17 protein-coding genes are annotated in these 20,556 nt (G+C 44.9%); 4 read left to right on the forward strand and 13 right to left on the reverse strand.

Going from position 1 to position 20,556, the window contains the following annotated elements:
- Positions 1-139: 139 nt before the first annotated feature.
- Both SD425_RS29835 and SD425_RS29840 read left to right on the forward strand, forming a co-directional pair.
- Positions 140-940 (forward strand): GTPase domain-containing protein, encoded by an 801-nt coding sequence (locus SD425_RS29835; RefSeq protein ID WP_324680943.1) that lies wholly within the window; start codon positions 140-142, stop codon positions 938-940.
- A gap of 4 nt (positions 941-944) precedes the next feature.
- A complete protein-coding gene (locus tag SD425_RS29840) occupies positions 945-1,469 on the forward strand; it encodes a hypothetical protein (RefSeq protein ID WP_324680945.1) in 525 nt (174 codons plus the stop codon).
- An 835-nt stretch (positions 1,470-2,304) separates the two neighbouring features.
- On the opposite strand, the gene SD425_RS29845 is transcribed toward SD425_RS29840, so the two are convergent.
- On the reverse strand, positions 2,305-2,514 hold the full coding sequence (locus SD425_RS29845) for a transposase (protein WP_324680947.1): 210 nt from the start codon (positions 2,512-2,514) through the stop codon (positions 2,305-2,307).
- Positions 2,515-2,639: 125 nt separating this feature from the next.
- On the opposite strand from SD425_RS29845, the gene SD425_RS29850 reads away from it, so the two are divergent.
- On the forward strand, positions 2,640-3,089 hold the full coding sequence (locus SD425_RS29850; RefSeq protein ID WP_324680949.1) for a hypothetical protein: 450 nt from the start codon (positions 2,640-2,642) through the stop codon (positions 3,087-3,089).
- A 294-nt stretch (positions 3,090-3,383) separates the two neighbouring features.
- On the opposite strand, the gene SD425_RS29855 is transcribed toward SD425_RS29850, so the two are convergent.
- The 5 genes from SD425_RS29855 to SD425_RS29870 all read right to left on the reverse strand — a co-directional run bounded on the left by SD425_RS29855 (position 3,384) and on the right by SD425_RS29870 (position 7,154).
- Positions 3,384-5,735, reverse strand: a complete 2,352-nt coding sequence (locus tag SD425_RS29855; RefSeq protein WP_324680951.1) for a S1 RNA-binding domain-containing protein — start codon at positions 5,733-5,735, stop codon at positions 3,384-3,386.
- 241 nt (positions 5,736-5,976) lie between these two features.
- Positions 5,977-6,165, reverse strand: a complete 189-nt coding sequence (locus SD425_RS30125) for an integrase core domain-containing protein (RefSeq protein WP_416381055.1) — start codon at positions 6,163-6,165, stop codon at positions 5,977-5,979.
- A gap of 252 nt (positions 6,166-6,417) precedes the next feature.
- Positions 6,418-6,603, reverse strand: a complete 186-nt coding sequence (locus SD425_RS29860) for a hypothetical protein (RefSeq protein WP_324680886.1) — start codon at positions 6,601-6,603, stop codon at positions 6,418-6,420.
- Positions 6,604-6,855, reverse strand: coding sequence for a hypothetical protein (locus SD425_RS29865; protein ID WP_324680888.1), 252 nt, complete (start codon positions 6,853-6,855; stop codon positions 6,604-6,606).
- Positions 6,852-7,154, reverse strand: a complete 303-nt coding sequence (locus SD425_RS29870) for a transposase (RefSeq protein WP_324680890.1) — start codon at positions 7,152-7,154, stop codon at positions 6,852-6,854. Before SD425_RS29870 ends, SD425_RS29865 begins: the two co-directional genes overlap by 4 nt.
- A 231-nt stretch (positions 7,155-7,385) precedes the next feature.
- Between SD425_RS29870 and SD425_RS29875 the strand changes: the two genes are divergently transcribed.
- Entirely contained in the window at positions 7,386-9,224 is a 1,839-nt protein-coding gene (locus SD425_RS29875; RefSeq protein WP_324680892.1) for a DUF262 domain-containing protein, read from the forward strand.
- A 529-nt stretch (positions 9,225-9,753) separates the two neighbouring features.
- Here the strand turns inward: SD425_RS29875 and SD425_RS29880 are convergent.
- The 7 genes from SD425_RS29880 to SD425_RS29910 form a co-directional block, all read right to left on the reverse strand.
- Positions 9,754-10,707 carry a phospholipase D family protein gene (locus SD425_RS29880; RefSeq protein WP_324680894.1) on the reverse strand — a complete coding sequence of 318 codons (954 nt, stop codon included), beginning with the start codon at positions 10,705-10,707 and terminating at the stop codon, positions 9,754-9,756.
- A 9-nt stretch (positions 10,708-10,716) separates the two neighbouring features.
- A complete protein-coding gene (locus SD425_RS29885; protein WP_324680896.1) occupies positions 10,717-12,519 on the reverse strand; it encodes an ATP-binding protein in 1,803 nt (600 codons plus the stop codon).
- Between the two features lie 21 nt (positions 12,520-12,540).
- The gene (locus tag SD425_RS29890; protein WP_324680898.1) at positions 12,541-13,962 is read right to left on the reverse strand and encodes a DEAD/DEAH box helicase; all 1,422 of its coding nucleotides are present in this window, start codon (positions 13,960-13,962) and stop codon (positions 12,541-12,543) included.
- Positions 13,963-14,349: 387 nt separating this feature from the next.
- Entirely contained in the window at positions 14,350-14,880 is a 531-nt protein-coding gene (locus SD425_RS29895; RefSeq protein WP_324680900.1) for a hypothetical protein, read from the reverse strand.
- 233 nt (positions 14,881-15,113) lie between these two features.
- Positions 15,114-16,217, reverse strand: a complete 1,104-nt coding sequence (locus tag SD425_RS29900; protein ID WP_324680902.1) for a phosphoadenosine phosphosulfate reductase family protein — start codon at positions 16,215-16,217, stop codon at positions 15,114-15,116.
- A gap of 4 nt (positions 16,218-16,221) precedes the next feature.
- Positions 16,222-19,455: a hypothetical protein gene (locus SD425_RS29905; protein WP_324680904.1), complete on the reverse strand. Its 3,234-nt coding sequence runs from the start codon at positions 19,453-19,455 to the stop codon at positions 16,222-16,224.
- The gene (locus SD425_RS29910; RefSeq protein WP_324680905.1) at positions 19,439-20,320 is read right to left on the reverse strand and encodes a DUF4007 family protein; all 882 of its coding nucleotides are present in this window, start codon (positions 20,318-20,320) and stop codon (positions 19,439-19,441) included. The genes SD425_RS29905 and SD425_RS29910 overlap by 17 nt, the downstream gene beginning before the upstream one ends.
- Between the last annotated feature and the right edge of the window lie 236 nt (positions 20,321-20,556).

The raw sequence follows: 20,556 nt of genomic DNA on the forward strand, positions 1-20,556 counted from the left end.
GTAGACTCCTGATAATCGCCTGGATTTGGTCAATATTTAACCAATCCCAAGCATTTTACATAGATTTACGCTTACCCGACTGATATTTAGTGAGTACTAAAACGCCAAATAATATCGCACTCGTATGCTCTGGAGTACTTTGATTAAGACCCCCTTTACTCTCTACCAACATCGGCAACTCATCCAGCATTGGTGGATTAAGTTTCTGGCCAATATAAAAATGGGGAGTACTGATATTGTGATTGTCGGCCCTCCAGCTGTTGGCAAGACTGTACTTAGTAAGTGTTTGCACGGTCAAGCACCGGAGTTTGGCTTCAAATTACCTGGTGCATCCACTACGGTAGAAACTGAAGCTATCGCTTTAGGAAAATGGACTCAACTAGTAAGAGTAATTCCAGGCCAAGAAAGCACAGAAAGAACAAATGGGTTATGGGAGGCTTTCCATCAAAGCGAAACGTTGGAAGGAGTTATCTATGTTGTAGACTGGGGATATTCAAGCCCAAGAAACGAGTTATTGCAAGGCTCTCTTGTACGTGATGAAGGACTAGATACTATTGATAAACTGAGAAATTATAATTTAAAGAATGAGCTTAGTGATATAAAAGATATAATGGGTAAAATAAGAGATTTGCAAAATCAGTACCGCCGCCCGAAGTGGGTATTGTTTATTGTTAATAAAGCTGACTTATTTGTCGATAAAATAAATGATGCTCAAATGTACTATAGTTTGGATTTTGATAGTGAATTTACTAGAATAGTTAAAGAATACATAAATATAATTGGCACTATGAATGTTAAGGTTGATACACTTCCTATGTGTTCGTGGCCAGAGCCTTTTGTTTGGAATGGAAATACAATAAAATCTAGCTTAGGTGGAAAACCTCTTGAGAATGCATTAGCGATGAGAGTAATTAGTAAGATTGCTGAATTGTCATCCTAACAAAATGGAGCTTGGAACTAAGGAATATAAACGGTCCGGGGAGTACAATGAGCTTGTTAGCCTAATAGAGTTAGCAGAAAAGGCCGCTGAAGGAGTAAACTCTTTAGAAAGCACTTTTGCTAAAATTAGAACGCGCGTTCTAATTTTATTGATTGTAATCTACTCTTTATTCGCAATTTCTGCTTATATAATTATTAAATATTTAAAGAGCGACGTAAATCAACTTTATGAGATAATCGTAATATTATTTGCATTAACTGTAACGGCGTTAATTTTTTCCACCCTTGTCAAGGACTTTAACGAGCTTAAAAAAGGCAAGGCGCAGCTTCGAGTAGAAAAAGCTATACTATATAGCCTGCTTGAGCTTACTGATTCAGTTAAAAGAAAAGTTTTCTCTGAAGAAAGTCGCATATCGTTTATAGACAAAGCACTTCTGCAGATGAGATTAAAACGCATTTCATTTAATGTGGATTATAAAAACAACGATGAAATAGAAAGTATAACTAGGGATATATTCTCTCTTAAGTAAAAACTTCTTTCAGTTAGGCCGCCCTAATGCTAGCGTTCTAACTAGAGAAATTTTAGCCAATACTATCACGGCACGCGAAGATGGCCAAGTGCCTATGAGGTAGCAGAGGCTGCTGTAGCGAGCCACATTTTTGGCAACACGGCCATCATTTCCGACCCGGACGGCTACTTGATCCTCCTATACAAGTCTACCACTTAAGTTAGACCCTGTATTAGGTACTGTCTTGTCCTACAAAAAATTGACAGGTCTTACCTGCTTTGTTGATTTAGCCTTCCTCCTTTTACTGTACAACTCACTGTGTCGAAGAAGGGGCCGTAGGAAAGGGTGAATAAGCCGAAAAACGGTTCAGAAAGAATGTTCAGCAATCAAAGTATAGGAAAGGGTATTGCTACGATGGGAAACATGAACTTAGATCACGTTCATAGATTCATCCAATAGCCAAGCCAGTAACTGAAAAGACTAGTTCAGCTAAGTTCAACAAGTCATAGTGGCTGTTGCAGAACCCTACCTGTACTGCGGCCAAGCCATATTCAACCCCTCGATTACGAGAAATAATGGCAGTAATTTAGCTTTTAGGCCTGTTTTAGGAACCGATTTTACTATGCTGAATCACTGCTAATAGTTCTACAACAGCCACCATAGCTTCCCGACCCTTACCCGTAGTCGACCTACTGGGGCTTGAACTACTCGAAAACAGAGGGTTAAAAAGGCGCTGGAAAAAGCTTGTCCGTGGCCGAGACTGTGGAACTGACCGGCATTAGCCTCTCCAACGTCAAGCACTACCGTAAGCACCTGCAGGCCGCGCTTGCCTCATAGTATGGCTGCCGGAATGGGCTTAGCGTAATTTTATTCCCCCCACTGCTATAAGAAGGCCAGGTTGCGTAGCATTTTGCCACTTGTACAGTCGTTTGGGGCTGATGCCCAGCTGCCGAGCTGCGGCTTGTGTGCTGCGGCTTTCAGCGGCTAAACGCAACGCTTCCACTCGGAAGGCGTCATCATAGGGGCGGCGTTTGCGCGGCGCGCCCATGTTCATTTTCTGAGTCATGACAGAAGGAAAATAATCCCCTTTTCTATCTCACTTAATTAGACCCTCTCAGAATAAGCTTGACCGATTTTAGCAGACCTGCATAAAGACATCTCTTCCCACACGGTACCCTCTTTCATAAGATCATGAAGAAGATAACAGACCCCGCTACCATCAAAAGAAACTTGATGATAGCCTCGCTTTTTGTTACTGCATTTGAAATGCTGAAGAGTTCTGTCGAGGACAAAATCAAGGGACTGTTATGTGAAATCACCGGGTTTGATGACGAGAAAGGGACTGTCAAAACTAAGGTTACGCCCACCTATAGAGCAGCAATTCTTGACCGAGATATTCCTGAAATAACCAATAAGAAAAGTGACTTTCAGGTGTTTTATGCTTCCTGTCTATGGTTTCAGGACTCAGGAGCTATTACCGAGGAAGAGGTAAAAGATCTCCAAGCTATACGTAAGCATAGGAACCTGATTACCCATAATCCAGTCCGACTGCTAGTTGACGATGCCGTCGACGTAAATTTGGAGTTACTGAGAAAGGCCCACCACATGCTGAACAAAATAGACAAATGGTGGATTTTGTAAATCGAAATGTCCATCAGCGGCGAATATGATGCTGATCATAGAATAGAGGAAACCCAAGTGGATTCTGGAATGACTTTGCTGTTTGATTACTTCATGGCAGTAGCTGCAGAAGAAGTGAACTCGAAAACTAACAACCCTTCAGGCACATAATAAACAGTCTGCGTGCGTTGCGCACTCAATGGCAACTATCCAGGGTATATTCTTTACTTCACTTTGCTTTAAAATGACTGCGATTAATCAATAACTTAGGCACGACTACAAAACCTTCAGCTTTATCCAACCGCTACTTACGATTCAAAATGGCAGGTCGTTGTCATCGTCCTCCTCATATTGCAAGGTCGAACGAGTAGCTCTAGTCACAGTGCCAAGTACAGAGCTTGGGGTAGTATGAGGAAGATGAATTGTAATACCATTTAGATCTGCTCTAGTATAACAGGCATGACATGGACGGAAACCAAAGGCGATAAGCAATGCACCGTCAAATGCCAATTGGTTATTGAACTTACTACGATAGTAGGTATGAAGTAACGTAATTAGTACTTTCTTATAGTTATTATCAAACTTTATGAGAATAGTACGTACTTCTTCATCCGTAAGAGAAGTACCATGGTCGACACGCTCATTCTTTTTGGCCCCTTTGTAAGCATGAGTGCCTAATCTGCCTATGATTTTGTGGTGGTCATCTGACGAGTTAGCAAAGGCGGCAGCATTTATAATGACTTGCTCGATTTGCTTTTCTAGAACAGAAAGCTGTTGCCCATCAACGGGAATCAAACCAGAGTTAGGAATATTGACTGGTCTTGGAGGACTGCTAAGCCTAAAATGCTGCATGCATTCCACCATGAGCGGTTCCATCAGCAGAGGCTTTTCCATGTAGCGAGGATTCTGCTCTAGCTTTTTAGCAAACCACTCACGGAATTCTTCCTCTGCCTCCTTGCCCCGTTTTTTTATTTCTTCAGGTATAGAATAGTTTATGTAGTTAGATAAAGCAAATTCGCAGGAATAGGTTTTGTGAAATGCTGGCGCTTTGCTTGCAAAAAGCATATTTCCAGAACCTTTACGAACCCGATCAGCCATTGAGGATAGAAAATGGTTGGGATATTCGCACAGCTGCTTATAGGCTAGTAGTTGCTGACGTTCTAGAGTGTTGAGGTAGGGGAAATTCACTGGATATACTTCTCCCGATAAATTCAGCTTATCAAACTCAATTGCATTTGTAATTTGTTTTGAATTGCTGAAAGTAATAAAAACAGGTAGCGAGGCTACGGTATTTTCAGTATAAGGAGCGGCTACTTGAGTTAGTTCTTCTGGTGCCCATGTAGTAGGCTCAGGTGTTTCTATCTGAGTGCCTAATTGCTCCTTAGCTTGATCCAATTGTCCTTGAACTTCCTTAAGCTTTTTGCCCTGTTTTGTTAGCTCGTTACGATGGGCCTCTGAAGCTAAATTTCGAGCTTCTTTCTCGGCATCAAGCTGTTTTTCCACAGTTGCCAACTTCATACGGAGTTGTTGTCGAAGCCTGACTTCTGCGTCGAGAGATTGTTGATGCTGAAGCTTTAATGACTCTAACTGCTCATGAGTTGCCCTCTTAGCTGTTGTAAGTTGAGCGTTGGCATTTTGCAGATCAGTTGTTAGGCACTCGATCTTATACTCATCTTCCTGTTTTTGTATATCAAAGGCTTCTGATAAGCGTTGGTTCTCTATGCTTAAGGAAGTGAAACGATCTTCTAGAGCAACTACTTCCCGTTGGCTTTCAAACAAACGTTGTTGGAACAAGCTCAACGTCTTCCATTGCTCTAGCTCTATTGCACAACGCGCGCTTATTTTTCGCTGATCAGTTGAAACTTGCTCAATTACTATAGGTATTTGATCACCCACATTGAAGTGCACGTCCAAGTCAGTCTCTGGTACACAACCAATGATGGCTGAACGATGAACCAGGCAATCTACACCTGGGCGCAATTCTGCAAAAAGGCCAAATTTGACAACATTCTTAATGCGGGCCAAAATCGATTTCCCTTTTGGAAAAAGTTTATCAGCATCTAGCCAAGGATTAGGTGAAAGTAATCGCACACTAGCTTCAAGGGCCAATCTATCTAGGTCTATTCTAGTAATTACGATCTGCAGTATATGACCCGGTTCGGGATAGGGTATATCTCCCCAACCTAGTTCTAGCTTATTTATCCGAGCATTCAGGCTGCCTGCTCTGACAATAGTGAAGCCGTCACCATTATAGAGCACATGCCCTTCAATGATGTCACCAAGGATAAGCGTTTTTATCTCTTCAGTACGCCTGTTTAGCAAGCTTTCTTGCTCAGCTTGCTTTGCAATTTGTCGAGCTAGTTTTTCACGTGCTATTTGTTCAGCTTGTACTTCTTTGGCAATCTTTCTGGAAACAACAAGCTTGAACGGAGATTGACTGATTTCAATAATTACAATCCCAACGGTTGTGCCTACTAACTTATCTTCTTCAACCGAAACCACTGCCATTTTTACCAAAGAATGAGAACCTGGTAAGAAGCCTTCGTATCCTAATACTTGTACTGTATACCCACCAGAATTACGTCTTTCGACCTTTGCTTCAACAATTAGCTTGTTGTTGCAATGCAATTGAAGCTCAGAAAAATAGGGGCGGCTTGGTATAGACATTATAGAATGTGTCGTTTATATAATAATTAATCAATGCAATGTGTCTATTTTAACTTAGACAATTCGCTGAATATCGTGAAGTATTACAAAAAGTAAATCCAAGACAACAGTCTTGATAGCGCTAGTGGCTGTTGCAAAAGGCTGACTATAGTTTAGGATGAATATACATCAACCCTTACTGGCTACAAATAGCGACATTGATCATGTCTTTTACGCTATGTCAGCCAGTAGACTGAGGTGGTCAGGTTAAGTGAGACCAGAGTTGGGCTTTCGTTAAAAGTGTTTGTTGTTCAAAGATATGGGGGCACTCATAGCCCAGTGCCGAGTGCCGTCGCTGGTGGTTATAGTAGTCAAAATAAGCAACTAGTTGGGCTTGCGCCTCGGCTACGGAAGCGAAGGCGGAGCGGCTAAGCATCACCTCCGTTTTCAGGCGGGACTAGATCTCGGCTTGCGCGTTGTCGTAGCAGTCGCCTCTGCGACTCATCCTGCGCACTAACTGCCGATCCAAGAGCAGGCGCCGGTAGGCAGTACTGCCCACCCCGATCCGAGTATACCAGTATGCCGGGTGCGGGTTGTCGACTCAGCAGTGCCCGGCGCAAGGCAGTGAAGACCAGTTCTTCGGGCATACTGCCCAGTAGGTGCCAGCCCACTACCCGTTTGGTATAAGCATCTTGAAACGCAGCTAAGCCCATGAGCCATTTTGCAACGGTAAATACGTAATATCGCCCACCCACACTTGGTCAGCCGCCGTAGATACAGGTCGGTCCAGCAGGTAATTCGTCGCCACCCGTGGTCCCTGCTCACTATAGGTCGTGTGCGGCACAAAGGCGCGCGGCTGCACGGCCACTAATTCGCGCCGGCGCAGCACCTACTGGATGCGATAACGACCAATCTGGTGTCCCTGCGCCCGCAGCTCTGCCCGTAGGCGGCGCGTGCGATAGCGTCGCTTGTGCTGGTTAAATATCTGGCACAAAGCCTGCTCCCAAGCGGGCACCAGAGACTGGGAAGCGGCCTTTTTCTGCCAGCGATAGTAGCTGGCCACCCTAACGCGTAGCACCTGGCAGAGACGGCGCACCGGATAGTGCCGTGCCTGCGCTTGAATAAAGCGGCAACGACTCACGGCGTCGGCTGCGTAAAGATGGCCAAGGCTTTTTTTAGGATGTCGCGCTCTTGCTGCAAGTGCCGCACCTCGGCCCGCAACTGCCGCATGGCCACGCTTTCGCTTTCCTCAATGCCCACCTCTAGCACGGGTTGCGTAGCTTTTTGCCGCTTGTAGAGCAGTTTGGGGCTGATGCCTAACTGGCGAGCCGCGGCTTGCGTACTCCGGCTTTCACTCGCTAGGCGCAGGACTTCGGCGCGAAAGACGATATCATAACGGTGGCGTTTGCGTGGCGAGCCGATATTCAGTTTTTGAGTCATGACAGAAGCAAGATAATGCCCTCTCCTGCCTCACTTCCTTAGACCCTCTCACACTTACCCAAAGCCATGCGGTTTGGGTATCGTAGCCCAACAGTGCTCTTTGCCTGAACCACATAACCTAATTCCCAAATACCATCCAAGTAGTCTTGGGGGCAGTAATTAAAACAGCAGCCCTATTCTCTAACTTAGCGACGAACTTGAATTTAATATTTATCATTAACACTATTGACAATGAAGGCTGAAGCGATTCCCCTAATGGAGTTGTATAACACGTCCAATAAGGCTTACGTCATTCCCTCGTATCAAAGACCATTTGCCTGGGAACCGCGAAAGGCAGAAGAGTTGCTCGAAGCTGTGCTCGAAGATGCAGAGGCGAATGCCAAGCTCACTTCGTTAGGCACTTTGCTCTTTTGCAAAATCGTTGATACTGACCTATTTGGCAACGGAACTGCGTTAACCATTTCACCAGCTAACTTGTGGGAAGTAGTCGATGGTCAACAACGATTGACAGTCTTCTCAATCATTGGTTACGCGCTTCAAGAACATCTCAAGGCCCTCACTGCCGCGAGCCCAGCCAATGGCTTTATTCCTGGAGCTGTGGTAGACCTAGAGTCGCTTTTCGAAACGTCGCGAAGTAAGAAAGGAACAGCAGTTCCGGTGCTCATCCGCGATGGCGACAACTTTGATAGTGGCTACACATCAGATTTAGCCAAAATACTTAATGCATTTGCCGGCCATACGCCATTGCCTGGAGGCGTTGGACCACGGCTAATGACCACATATTATGAAATTAAACGCTGGGTTGATAATAACCTCAACGCGAGTAATTTCACAAGCTTCTGCACTTACTTTCTAACAAAGTGCCAAGTCGTTCAGGTAATCGCGGATGACGAAGACAGTGCTTTTACAATGTTTGAACCTCTGAATTCGACAAGCGAGCCACTTACCGCTTTCGAGGTTTACCGCTCGAAAGCGGTGCGTTCATTGAATGTTCAGTTCCCTGAGGCTGAGTTATTGTTAGCTTATGAGAAAACCAAGCGTGACGAGGTGATTAAGCGGTCGAATGACCTAATCTTCACGATGGCGCAGACTTACTCAGGACTGCGGCCTCGAATTCACTTTGTTCCGTTGAAGCATTACCTTGATAATAATGTCACGCTAGCTTTTGTCTCTTCTTTCGAAGAGGCAGCGGTCTTCTATCGTACTATTTGGCTTGAGCAGACAGCCACCGATTTGTGGTTTGATGACGAGGCGAAGAACTGCGTCCGTTTTCTTAAAGCAGCGAAACACGAAATTGTAATCCCTCTTCTACTACGCTACTATTTAGGTCAACGGATTGACCTTGGAAAGGTCCTCAAAGTGGTAGTCGCTTTTTTTGCTCTCTGGCGGACCGCCTACCCAACGAACGCTTTACCCAGTATCTACCGCAATTTGTTTACACCAAATCATGCCGACGATATGTCCGTTGTCAGTGGCAACGCACTAAAATCGCCGCAGGCACTTGCGTCTTATTTCCGCTCAAGTCTGTTAGGAAAAATCGGAGCACTAGCTGCCGGACAGACGGAACAGCAGAAATGGGAGAGTGAGCAGACGCTCAACTATGAGGACTTGAAAGTAGTCTCCAAGTTGTTCATCTTCCTAGACATGGGGGGAAGCATCAAGGCAAATCTTGTAACGACTGAGCCGTGGACGTCGGGAGACGATGTAGAGCACATCCATGCAGCTAGCTTAGCACCAATTCCTGCTGGTGTACAGCAGATTGGTAATCTGACCTTTCTGCCAAGCACCGTCAATCGGTCGCTTCAGGCTACTCCGTGGAATGATAAGCGCGAAGCCTATATATGGCTTGCAGCTACTACTGTGATGAAGTCACCTACTCACTATACTAGTGGAAATCCCGTTCCTAAAGGAGTCCAAGACTACCTCAATAGTCCACAGACATTATCATTGGCGCATCTTGGACCAATTGCTAATTACACTACATGGGGGGACGCCGAGATTCAGCAACGCACAGCAACCCTATTAGGTCGCGTCTGGAACATCCTCTACACAGGTTGGCTCCACCCCTAATCTAAAAGGGTCTAGTGTAAGAAAGGTGAACAGGCCCATACGCCAGCTGCTTGTCGATACCGACGGCTGAGTGTGGGCCTGCTGCCATGCGGCTCACCAACACAACGGAAGCTGGGCAGCCCTATTGCCTCAGCGCCGCTTCTGGGTGCAACGGCCGTAAGCAATCTTTACCAACCAAGGCTACCGCGGCCGCTTAACCGAAGCTGCCGCGGCTTACGCCACGAGCTAACTGCCCACCTTCTACCCGCAGATCTATCTGTGACCGTCGCGCAACGCTTGGTGGTCGAGCGCACCTTTGCCAGGTTGAACTGTTTTCGCCGGTTGGTTATGAACTACGAGCACTTGCCAGAAAGCCATGCTGCGTGGATGCTATGGGCCAACATTATGCTTTGCTTGAATCACATTACCTAATCGCCAACACGCTCTAATGCTAAAGCTACTGAACAAGTAAATACGGATTGTGCCTTGTTTGATGTCCGAATAACTACATAAAGAAAGCAGAGCCTAACTTAAAATGGCTCTGCTTTCTTTATGTAGTTATTCGGACATATACTTCCGAGTAACTCGAATGAACTTGTGAGTATCGATCCGGAAGGAAGTACAACAACCACCTTATCAAGGTCTGCCATGAATAGCTGGCGTCAAAGTTAGGGTAGTCACTACAAGGTAGCGATTTTATGAAAGCTGTAACGGCTCCAAAGCGTCGCGGAGATACTAGGAATTGATCAATCTGTGCAATAACTGGGCTCTGCAAAAGCGCTGCGGCGACACATAGATTGAATGCTGGCTTCGTTAGCCCTGGAGTAATTCTTAAAAAAGCCAGATCTATTTCTGCCATTTGTTTACTGGTGTGAGATAGGTTGCTTATGTCGCCACTATATGCTCTGAATAAAACATCAGGAAAACGGGTAATAGGTAACCAGTGAGCAGGCAGTACCGGTAGATCGCCAGAATCTGCCTGCACTGCCTGCTCATATTTTAACCCTTCATCTGTTATAAACAATAAGTTATCAGGCAAAGCGTTAACGGCATCTTTTGTCTTTTGGTAGATAGATTCGTCAACTAAAGCAGAATTAGCAAGCACTGTTTCCTCGAAGTCAGCTAACCCCAAGGATTTTGAGTCTAACTCTACTAGTAATTCCAGATTTGCTCGTTTACTCCATCCAAGGGCCCGGCCTGTGAGATTCGCTGAGCCTATAAAACAAGCTTTGTCCGCTCTGAAGTACTTCGCATGAAGATGAGAGCACAGATAAAGCGAGCTGTTTTTACGGCTGTCAATAAGTGGCCATACACTTAAATCGGAAACTCCTGCTTGGATTTCGAGTGGGTTCCACCTAGTTATGAGACGAACCGAAACCATTGGCTCTATACAAGCCAATAAGCGTTGCAGAACATGCCCTTTAACAAAGGGAGCAACAAGAAAAACTTCATCAGTAGCCTTACTACAAAGCAGTTCAAGTTGCTCCCCTAATAAAATGTGCATGTCTCAATATCAGTTGTTCGTTAGGAAGTCACGTGCAATTCTACCCCAGTCCGCTCGCGCATCTTGGGCAGCACTCTTTCTAGGTCCTTCCAACTCATCCTCATACCGAGCCCATGCCGAAAGCAGAAGTTTTAAGCCGTCCAACGCATTTGTTAGCCGTTCTTTAAGAGTAGCAATATCCACATTATCAACGTCCTCCTCCAAAATATCGACTAGCTTATCATATACCGGATGATCGGTATTCAATATTACTGTGATTACGCCGGCTTTGGGCTTGACGCTGAAAAAGGCTGCTGTTTCAACTGATGCGTCTGCAAAGGCGTACTTAAGACCATTGGATATAGTACGCGCTGCTAACTCGGCTGCTTCCTTATTTGGTACTCCAGATTCAGTCAGAGAAGTAGTGAGTTGCTCTTTCTTCACATCAACGGGCAAGCTCTCATCTGCATCTGACTTACCCGTGTGTCCTTGCTCTTGACGCTCTTTAGTCTTTTGAGTGGCAGTAGCTTCAGCATTAGAGAGTTCGTGTCTTGCTTTGCTTCTTGTGCCAACAACAGCATCTTTAATCTGGCCTCGCAGGACTTTAATATTAGCCCTGATTTGTTGAACAATATCTAGAAGAGGACCTTTAGGATCATTTTCAAGCTTCATTCTCTCCTTTACTACCTGCAAAGTTTCACCATTCAGCATTTCATCCTGATCTAGTGAGAAAAGGTCAGAGAGGTTTCTAGCGGCCTGTTTATTGTTTGATACGCCAAACAGTTCATCTAAAGCTGGTGGAAAATTTATTTCTGCTCCCCACCATCGTTCGCGTGGGTCATAAGCTATAACTAGACCTTGATCGAGGTCTAATTCACGACCAGCTCGTACAATAGAGACGCCTACATTTTTCTTGGCGTGGCTTAAGCCTCCGCTATTACCTTTTTCCCGAGCCTCTTTTTTAGCGAGAGAGAATCTTACACAAACTTCATGTTCCTTACCATTGAATTTCACTTTAAAAGGAATATCGTTTCCCCATTGTTCGAACATTGGCTCTTTGTCCCACGGAGCTGGACAAGATGAATTGGACATCAGATAAAGTGGATCATTAGGTTTTGCCCATTTATCCTTTTGGGTCTCTTTGGGATTAGCTTCATTGAACTCAACCATTCTGATCTTCACCATATCCTTATCCAGAAATTTCCGATATACTCGGCCGATAAGAAGCTCAGAATTCTTGATTAGACCTCCTGCAGTCCGCCACATGGAGCGGTCTATTTTCGTCCAGACAATCAGCGTACCTGACAACTCGAACGACTGGCCAACCTTTTTCCAGACAGCAGGAACAGCTGACTGAGTGGGCTTAGGAACTAGCTTTTGGCCATCATGCAGAATATTGTCTAGATCGAGACATGTATGCCAAGCAGAGTCCACCCCATTCTGCCATGTCCACACGTCTACTCGCGTACACTGAGAGATAGAAGAGGCAGGCAAGCCCATTCCAAAGCGACCAATTCCAGTATGATGTTCAGGGTTCAAACGAGTGCCGTTGCCAAATTGCAACGCCATACGCAACACCTCAGGCGTCATACCACCGCCGTTATCTAGTACCGCAATACTGTTAATTCGAGATAAGTTATTGGCACCCTGTTGAACAGTTTGCTCCCCGCAGAGTAGCTCAACTTGCTTTGCACCAGCTTGGATAGCATTGTCTATAAGCTCAGCTACTGCATATGCAGTATTCTTGTATCCGTTGTCCCGCATAGCTCGAACGGCCAAATGGGTTGGGACAATATCATAATGTGTTTCTGTTTGGGTAGCAGTTGCTTCCATATTTTGTGTAGTAAAATTTACTTAAGCCCATACATCTTCCCAGTTCGCAAAAGCGTTTTTGATGCTGTTGAACCCAGGAAGTTTGAAATCAACAACAGTTACTATTTCTGCTTCTTCATTACCTCCTGCTTGTTTTCCACGAATTGCTCTGCCGATCATTTGCGAGTATAGAACTAATGACTTTGTAGGTCGAGCAATTATGGCAGCACTAGTTCTAGGTGCGTCAAATCCAGTCGTTAAAACGCCATAGTTGCAAAGCACCTTTGGGTCCGCTGAGTCATCTTTATAATCAGCAATGATGCTGTTGCGTAGGGCACTTGAAGTTTGCCCCGTTATAGCGCTTCCCTTTATTCCTCTCGCTCTCAGTACCGTTGCTAGTAGCTCCGCGTGTCCTACAGTTGAGGCAAATACAATGATGCGATTATGCCGCTGAACCATTTCCTCTATCTTATTTAGGATAGCCAGGTTCCGTGCTTCATCTACTGCTAGCTTGCCTAGGATGGCTTCAGGCACATCTAGCTTCTCGCTTAATGCTTGAATATCTTTAGTCGTCATTTCCACGCCAGGTGTATAATGAAGCTGCTCAAAATTGGCCTTAGCCAAGTATCCCTCCTCAATAAGATACTCTACTGGATTATCATACCCCTCTACTTCAAGGGTAACTTTGCACTTACCAAAAAAATTAGCCAGGCCCTCATCGGCACCTACATCATTCCAGGTACGACCAGGTGTGGCAGAAAGTCCTAGTAGCCGCTCATCTTTTCTTAGACTACAAAAAGCATCGAGCAATAAGCTGTAGGTAGGAGCAACGGCTTGATGAGCCTCATCCATAATCAGCAAAGTTGTTCGACTGCCTAGTTGGGAAAGTATAAATGGCGCATTTTTGAGCAAACTCACCATTTTGGCCAATCCCGCAACCAATATCCCATCTCGTATCTCTTCAAGATTCTGGTTATAGCTGCCCCAATATCTATGTACACCAACTTCCCGGTTTCCTAAGTATAACCAAGACTTCTCAAATTCACTTGCTGCTTGTTCACATAGTTCCTCGCTATAAGCAAACCACACAACAATCCCTGGTTCAGTAGACCGAAGATGGTCACAAGCAATATTCATTGCCGTTCGGGTTTTGCCTGAACCTGTCGGCATATGCAGTAATACACGCCCATTCTTCAATAAATTGAAGATAGTTCTTCTTGCAGCAAGCCGTTGATGCTTAAACAAAGTATAGTTTGCTCTCCCCTTTTGGGTTGCAGGAAGCTTGTCTTGCTCTTCATCCACTGGGTGGAACAGCCCAAAAAAGTTGAGCAGCGTATTCGCACGCTCTGAGTTCCTGGTAAATTTAGTTGCTTCCAACGCTTGGTAAGCATTGGCCCCTTCAATGCCTAGTGCTTGGGTCAACAAAGCTGCTTCTTCTGGACGCAGAAGTTCCAGTAGCAGCATGCGAGTTCGAGCACTAAGGAGAAGCTCTTCAGCTGAATAAAGACTTAATAAGATACTTCTGAGTGTACTAACTTTCAGAGTTGACTGGTCTAATATCCTTATAAGCCTGATTGACTCCCTGCCAAGTAACTGCCCAAGAGAATCCTCGTCTGCGCGGTGCAATAGCTGATCAAATAGCATAGTACTATATATATCATCTAATAAAAATTAGCGTATTCAATAAAAGCACGTTAATGTAATCAAGTCCTGAGCATATTGGTTATTTATGGTGACGCTAACAGTCTATTCTCTTGTTAGCTAGCACGTAATCAGACACTTTCATTGACTGGACTTCACTTTGATTTTCGAAAAAGGAAGCGAAGATTCGGATGATAAGCCTCTCGATAGCTACTCTTTGTTGCTTGCTGAGGCCGTCGGCAGGGTGTCAAAACGATAAAAGTCCCAATCGCGTATGTTTTCTCGCTCTTGCTCTTGCTTTAACCTTTTAATCAAGCTCTCTGCTTCACCCACATATATTTTTCTATTCTTTGTATCAATAAGGTTATAAATAACATTAATAGCCTCGACCTGACTTGCAAATGCTTCTCGTTTCCGCCAAGTACCCTTTGTAAAATGGAACGCCTCTTTATCATTGATTTTTTCATCAATGCGCTTAAGAGTATGAGAATTAATTAATTCTTGAAATAACTCAGTATAAATAGGTTTCTGTGTATAATATGCTTTGAATTTAAATTCGCGCTGTTCGTTATTGGATTCAATATCTAAAAACTCCCAAAAGGGTATTTCCTCTTCAATATCGACTCCATCATACTGTACTTTTGCTTTTCGTAAGTCCTGTTCAATGCTTCGCATGTAGCTCATAATGAATACCTCTTTTAGAGCATTACTTAGTGGCTTTGTAAAGAACAAACGGTACATAGCTTTCGAAGGAGAAAAGAGAATATAAGCTCCTTTAAACTCCTTCTTATTGTATATCACGCGTACGGGACTTTCTGTATCTCTACAGAATCCTCAACTCTGAACAGCTCTTCAATTCCCCAAACTTTCCAAAGAAACTTAGGAATAGGAGTGGCAGCGTCCTTGAATACAAACGCGTCCACCTTCTTGCGCCAAAGGGGATGTTCTATATCCGACCGTTCTTGTTTCATACATTATATAAAACAAGACGCGCAGCCTACCTCTTCTTCGTCATCTAAGATATCAAGCAGATATTGGCTGCTTTGTACTTTGGCTTTGTTCTGTTTATTGATAGCATCCAACTTAATCTTTCGGATACGCTCAGGTTTAATCAAGTCGGTTAACGGCTCCTCCATCCAAGTATAACCTTCCCGCTCGTAAGCCAGTGCCCGCTCGAAGAGCGCTAGATGTTGCTCATACAACCACACCCATTCTATTTTTTGCTGAAAGAAACAGAAGAAGCAGCCCGATCTGCTTCGGGCATATTCCCCTTGCTTTCCGTCCACCTCAAAGCTTATTTTTTCATAATAGGCAGGTACTCCCACTCCACTTTCCCGCAACAACCGGAAGATGTCAGCCCGGATCAAGTTGTCGTCGTTATCTAGCAGCGAGAATTCAGCAGCCTCCGCCAATGGGTAGGCTGTGCCACGTAACATGCGGAATACAACTTGATTAAACAGCCGTGTGTCAGCATCTAGCAATGCACTCAACTTTTGCGACTGAGAAAAGCTGCGCGATAAAGGAGTTTCGGCTAGCGCTACTAACCGTGCCTTCTGTGTGGGCTCACTCAACTCCTCGTATAACTCACGAAGTTGAGACAATGCATCAGCCTTTAGTACTTTCTGCACCACATCCTCACTCCAAATGTTGCGGCGGAACGGGAAAATAGATTGAATATTAGACTTGCGAGAGATATACCCCTCTCGGTCTTCGTCCCCGCGAATACCCACATAGGAAATTACTGGGTCATCACCTACAAACTGTTCGAAGGGCTCCAGCTTTAACTTCTTGGTACACCACCGCGCACTCGACGAAGGCAAATAACCTCCGTACACTTTCACAAAGTGGTCAAACGAGTCTTCTGGGCTGTCAGGAGCAGCTTCTAGACGCGTTATCTTCTTTCCTAGATAGTTCTCAAGGTTACTGATGAGTGTATACGTTTCTGGAAGTTCCTTACCAGTGTCACAGAAATAGTATTCAATATCAAGCTCAGGGTGCTTATGACGCAGATAGATAGCTAAAGCCGCACTGTCCTTGCCGCCTGAAATGCCTAATACGTGCCGAGGGGGCTTGCTCATAGTACTACAGTTGTTCTTGTAATAAGCGGGCCAGAATTGCAAGGCTACGAGCTTTATCGTCGCCTAGTAAGGTCCGTATTTGATTTTCCAAACCAGTATCTGCCGCACTTAGTTGTTTCGGGCGGCGAATGATACGGGTTTGCTCTTTTTGGCCAAAAGCGGAGATTCCCAAACGAAACACATCCTCCGATTCTGGATTCACATCCACTTTAGTCAATTCGCACAAGTTATCGAGTTCGTGCACTCGTTGTTGAAAACGGTCCTGAAAAATACGTTCATCTGCGTCCTCAAACCCGGCAAGACTCTTACTCAATAAGCAATTTGCCATAGAGTTGAGCCAAGACTCTCGGTCGTCCAGCTTAGACATGATGCGCTCTTGAAAAACGCGAAGGTCTGCTGGTAGTCGTTGCTTATCTAAGCCTTGAAAACGCCCCTGGAGCCGTTTCTTATATGTCTCGAAATCAACTGCTTTGCCAACTACCAGGCTGCTGATGAATTCCTCAAGGCGTACCAACAGAGCAGGATAGGCTTGACGAAGACGAGCTATGTTTTCCTGTAGGGTTTGTACATACCGTTCCCGCGTAGCAGCGTCACGCTGCAATTCGGGCAGATTAAACCCTAAGGCCCCTGGAAACTTCTCAAAGAACGCCGCTTCAGGGTCTTTCGCCGTAACGATGCTCTCCCGCAAGCGCTGTGCAGCCACTGGCAAGTTACGGGTGCGCTGGGCATAAATGGGTAAAGACTTGTAGAAAGTCAAGAAGGGCTTAATTGATTCAATAAACCCTTCATTAGATACCCGCTCAGCAGGGTTGAGCTGTAATAGCTCCCGGTAGTCATTGAATAGAGCCAGTTTCTCAGGAACCAAAGCAAATGCTTTGATGGCATACTGACCAGGGCTTTTAGAGAACAAGTCCACAACTTCTAATCGTAATTCTGGGATGTATTTCCCTTGCTCACCATACAGCGCAAACTCATGGCGCTTCATGAATAGGAATAAGGGTACCCAGAAGTCGACGAAGCCTTGCTTAAGCTTGAAAGGTTTTCGGAGTAGGGTTTGCATCAGGTCCGAAACCTTCAACGGACCTTCTTGAGTCCGTTGGAGGAAATCTTCACAAGCTTGCCATAGAGCCTGAAAAGAAAGATTATTTGGAGCAGTCAGCGTATAGCCACCATTGATGATTTGATGTATCCCCGTCTCCTGAAGTAGCGAGAGATAAATCGTTTTCTCTGGTGGATATTTTTTTTCAGGAAAACCAAGATCAGGTTGCTGCCAATTTTCAAACAAAGCCCGCATAAAGTTCTTTCGGGCAGTCTGGATAGGAGACGACAGTTTGGTTTTATTAACTAGCTCACTACGATATACCGGGGTCGAGGGGTACACGTAATTGGCAATAGCCGACAGGCAACGGTTGAAACTACGTCGCCCTTCAAAATTCACAGGAATAGGTCCATTGAAAAACCAAGCAATGGCTCCGTCCCGCGCATATAGGCTATCTATCACATAGTGTCGAAGCAATGCCTCTTGGTGTTCCAAAATGCTATTTAGCTCCCTCCGAGCGACTTTATCATTTAAGTTTTCCTCCCGAACCTTGCGCACCTTGTCAATCTCGCGGATTAGCTTTTTGATTTCGCCCGATCGCTGGTAGATGCCATACAGCACTGCATCATTGCGACTGCCTACAGTGTGCTGTAACTTATCAATGGTGAGGGCGTCGGAGAAAATCAGGTTCACGAAACCATCTACTTCACCCCGAGGCTCCTCTAATAGCACATCGTCCGTCATCCGTACTTCGAAAATGCGGGGTGTTCCTCGCTCAAAGGAAACTTGCTTGGCGGCGATATAAGGGAACGTGAAAAACTCACGCAGGCGTTTAGCCACATCCGTAACTTGCTCTACAAGACTTCCAGCCTCATCGATAGCGACTTCGATATCTAGGTCTGTTCCTTCGAACAGAATGAAGCTATTTTTGTGTGGGACAAAGCGCACGAGCTTATGCTGTTGCAGTACCTTCAGTATAGGAGCTGCAGTGGGTTGTCCTAAGCTTGTTTGAGTGTAGACCTCTAAAAACTCGCTACTAATTTCTGCACCAGCCGACGCAAAAATGGAAAGCAGCCCAATGGTTTTTATCAGCTGTTTTGCGGTTTCTGAATCAGCTGCCTCATCTAAATACTTCTCTACTTGGTCCAGCGTTGACCGAATAATGGCCCATTGAGCGAAGTGTGGGTTGTAGCGAGAGGTAAGTAGGGAATAATAATGGAAGCTCAGGTAGTCATATACCAGGCTTATATTGTAATACGTTCCCTGAACGGCTTGCTGTTCTAGACCAAGATAATCGTTAGACTGCAAGAAGGAGAACAATGACCGTTCATTTTGACCGTAGCGCTGCAATGCTTGTACCAATACAGCGGCCGCAAGCAAGTCAAGTGGCCATAGTTGTTGTTGCATTTCCAGCGTGAAGTAGTCACGCAACGGGAATGCTTTGGCATTCTCTATTGCTTCAAACAACCTTGTATTCGTTGCTGGATTGGCAACGGTGGGCTGTGGTAGAGTAATTAGCTGTTGCGCCGCAAGCATGAGGAGCTGTTCTACCGGCTCGTTGAAAGTCAATTCTTTCAGACGTCCTTTTACTTTTTCCCATTCTTGCCGTTGTGTGCGTCCTAAGCTGACGGCATATGCACTTAGGTCCTGGTGAACCGTCGATACCAGCATTATATCCCGGCTGGCGTCGTTAATATACTCAGCTAACTCTTGGATAAAGTACAATTCATCCTCTGGGCTTTCCTTGGCCGCATACTCTAGAAACTTACCAAATTCGTCTATTATAAGGATGAGTGCTGCGCCTTTCTTGGCAAGTTCGCGGTACTGCAGCTCAATAGCCAGCAGAATGTACTCCGTTGTCGTTTCAGCATTCCCATCTGTGATGAAATGCTGAGCAAACGTTTCTTTCAGAGAAGCATACTGACCTATGAAACGCTCAAATCGAAAAGACTTAATATTTTTAAAGCCAACTTCTGTTTTGAAATATTCATGCTTCTTCTTCAGTGTTTTTTGAAACGCCCACAGAAACGCTGACTTACCTGTACCATAAGCCCCAACTATGTTAAAGCAATGAGTGCCTGACAAATAGTTGTTAACAATTTGCCCAAAAATCCGCTGTGCATTCTGTGTGGGCAGATACGACAATTCATGTTTCGCATCGCGCACAATGTTGACGGAAGGGCTATACGACTTGGCCATAATATGCTTGCAGAACCTCAGTGAGGTTGATTAGATCTTTCTTAATGGTCAACACGCGGTTTCCTGCTGTGCTTGAGTAAACGATAGCAGTCGGAAACTGCACCATCATTTCCTCTATCTTGTAAAATAGTCCTTTTTCATTCAAGGCGAACACTAGTCCTGGAGAGTCAGGAGCGACTTCCAAATCGGTAAAACTGATTGCTTCTCCGTACGATTCATTCTCGAGTATTACTTGCAAAACCACTTGCCAAGGCAACTCAGGACGTTCCGTATTTTCGATGTGGTATCGGATGCCATCAGTCTTACTGATGGTTAGCAAGCCCAAGTCTTGCAGCAACCCAGTCGACTCTTCTTCAATGTCTACCTTACCACCATCTTTTCCAGAGGGACCATAAGTCCGCACAAAGACGGTCATATCCGACTCCAGCGTATTCTCATTCACTGCCACTCCCCGTTCACTACACTTTCTCGTTACATATTGCTGGAGCTGGGCACGGCTAAAGGAAAAGCCTTGCTTACGCAGCTCATTAAATATGAAGTGATAAAGAGAAGCCCGGCCAGTTTTTACTAGTAAGTAGTGTAGATACCATAAAGTAGCTTCATCCTCAAGATAGGGGTCCAAACCATCTGCACCAAGTATTTGATGAGCAATAGGTTGAAGGACATCTATCTCATCTGTTAAGCCGAACGACCGCAACCAATAACGGATAGAGGTAACCATGTTTTTACCAACTCCTAGCCGTACGACTGAATCGGCATTTGTAAAGTTGCCGCCACTATGGAGAAAGTCATAGCCTTTCTTTAGCCAGTTATTTCGACAAATGAATGTATCGTGGCCTTGAAATATGAGGCGGTCTGATAGCATGACGTATTTTTTTCAGCTAAGGTAGCCATAAGGCTAAGCCCTTTCAAGTTGTGCTAATATTTTGAGTAAAGCCTTAGTAGTTTACAATCTGACCTGCAGCATCTTATACAGTGTATATTTATTGCTTGCATAGTGTGCTAACAGCTTTACCCTGATTTACATGCCTAATAAATATTGAAAGGTGGTTGCATGTTGTCTTCAGCTATTAATCTCCTATACTTACTAGACTACCTCAA

The organism is Hymenobacter sp. GOD-10R (assembly GCF_035609205.1).
GTDB lineage: Bacteria > Bacteroidota > Bacteroidia > Cytophagales > Hymenobacteraceae > Hymenobacter.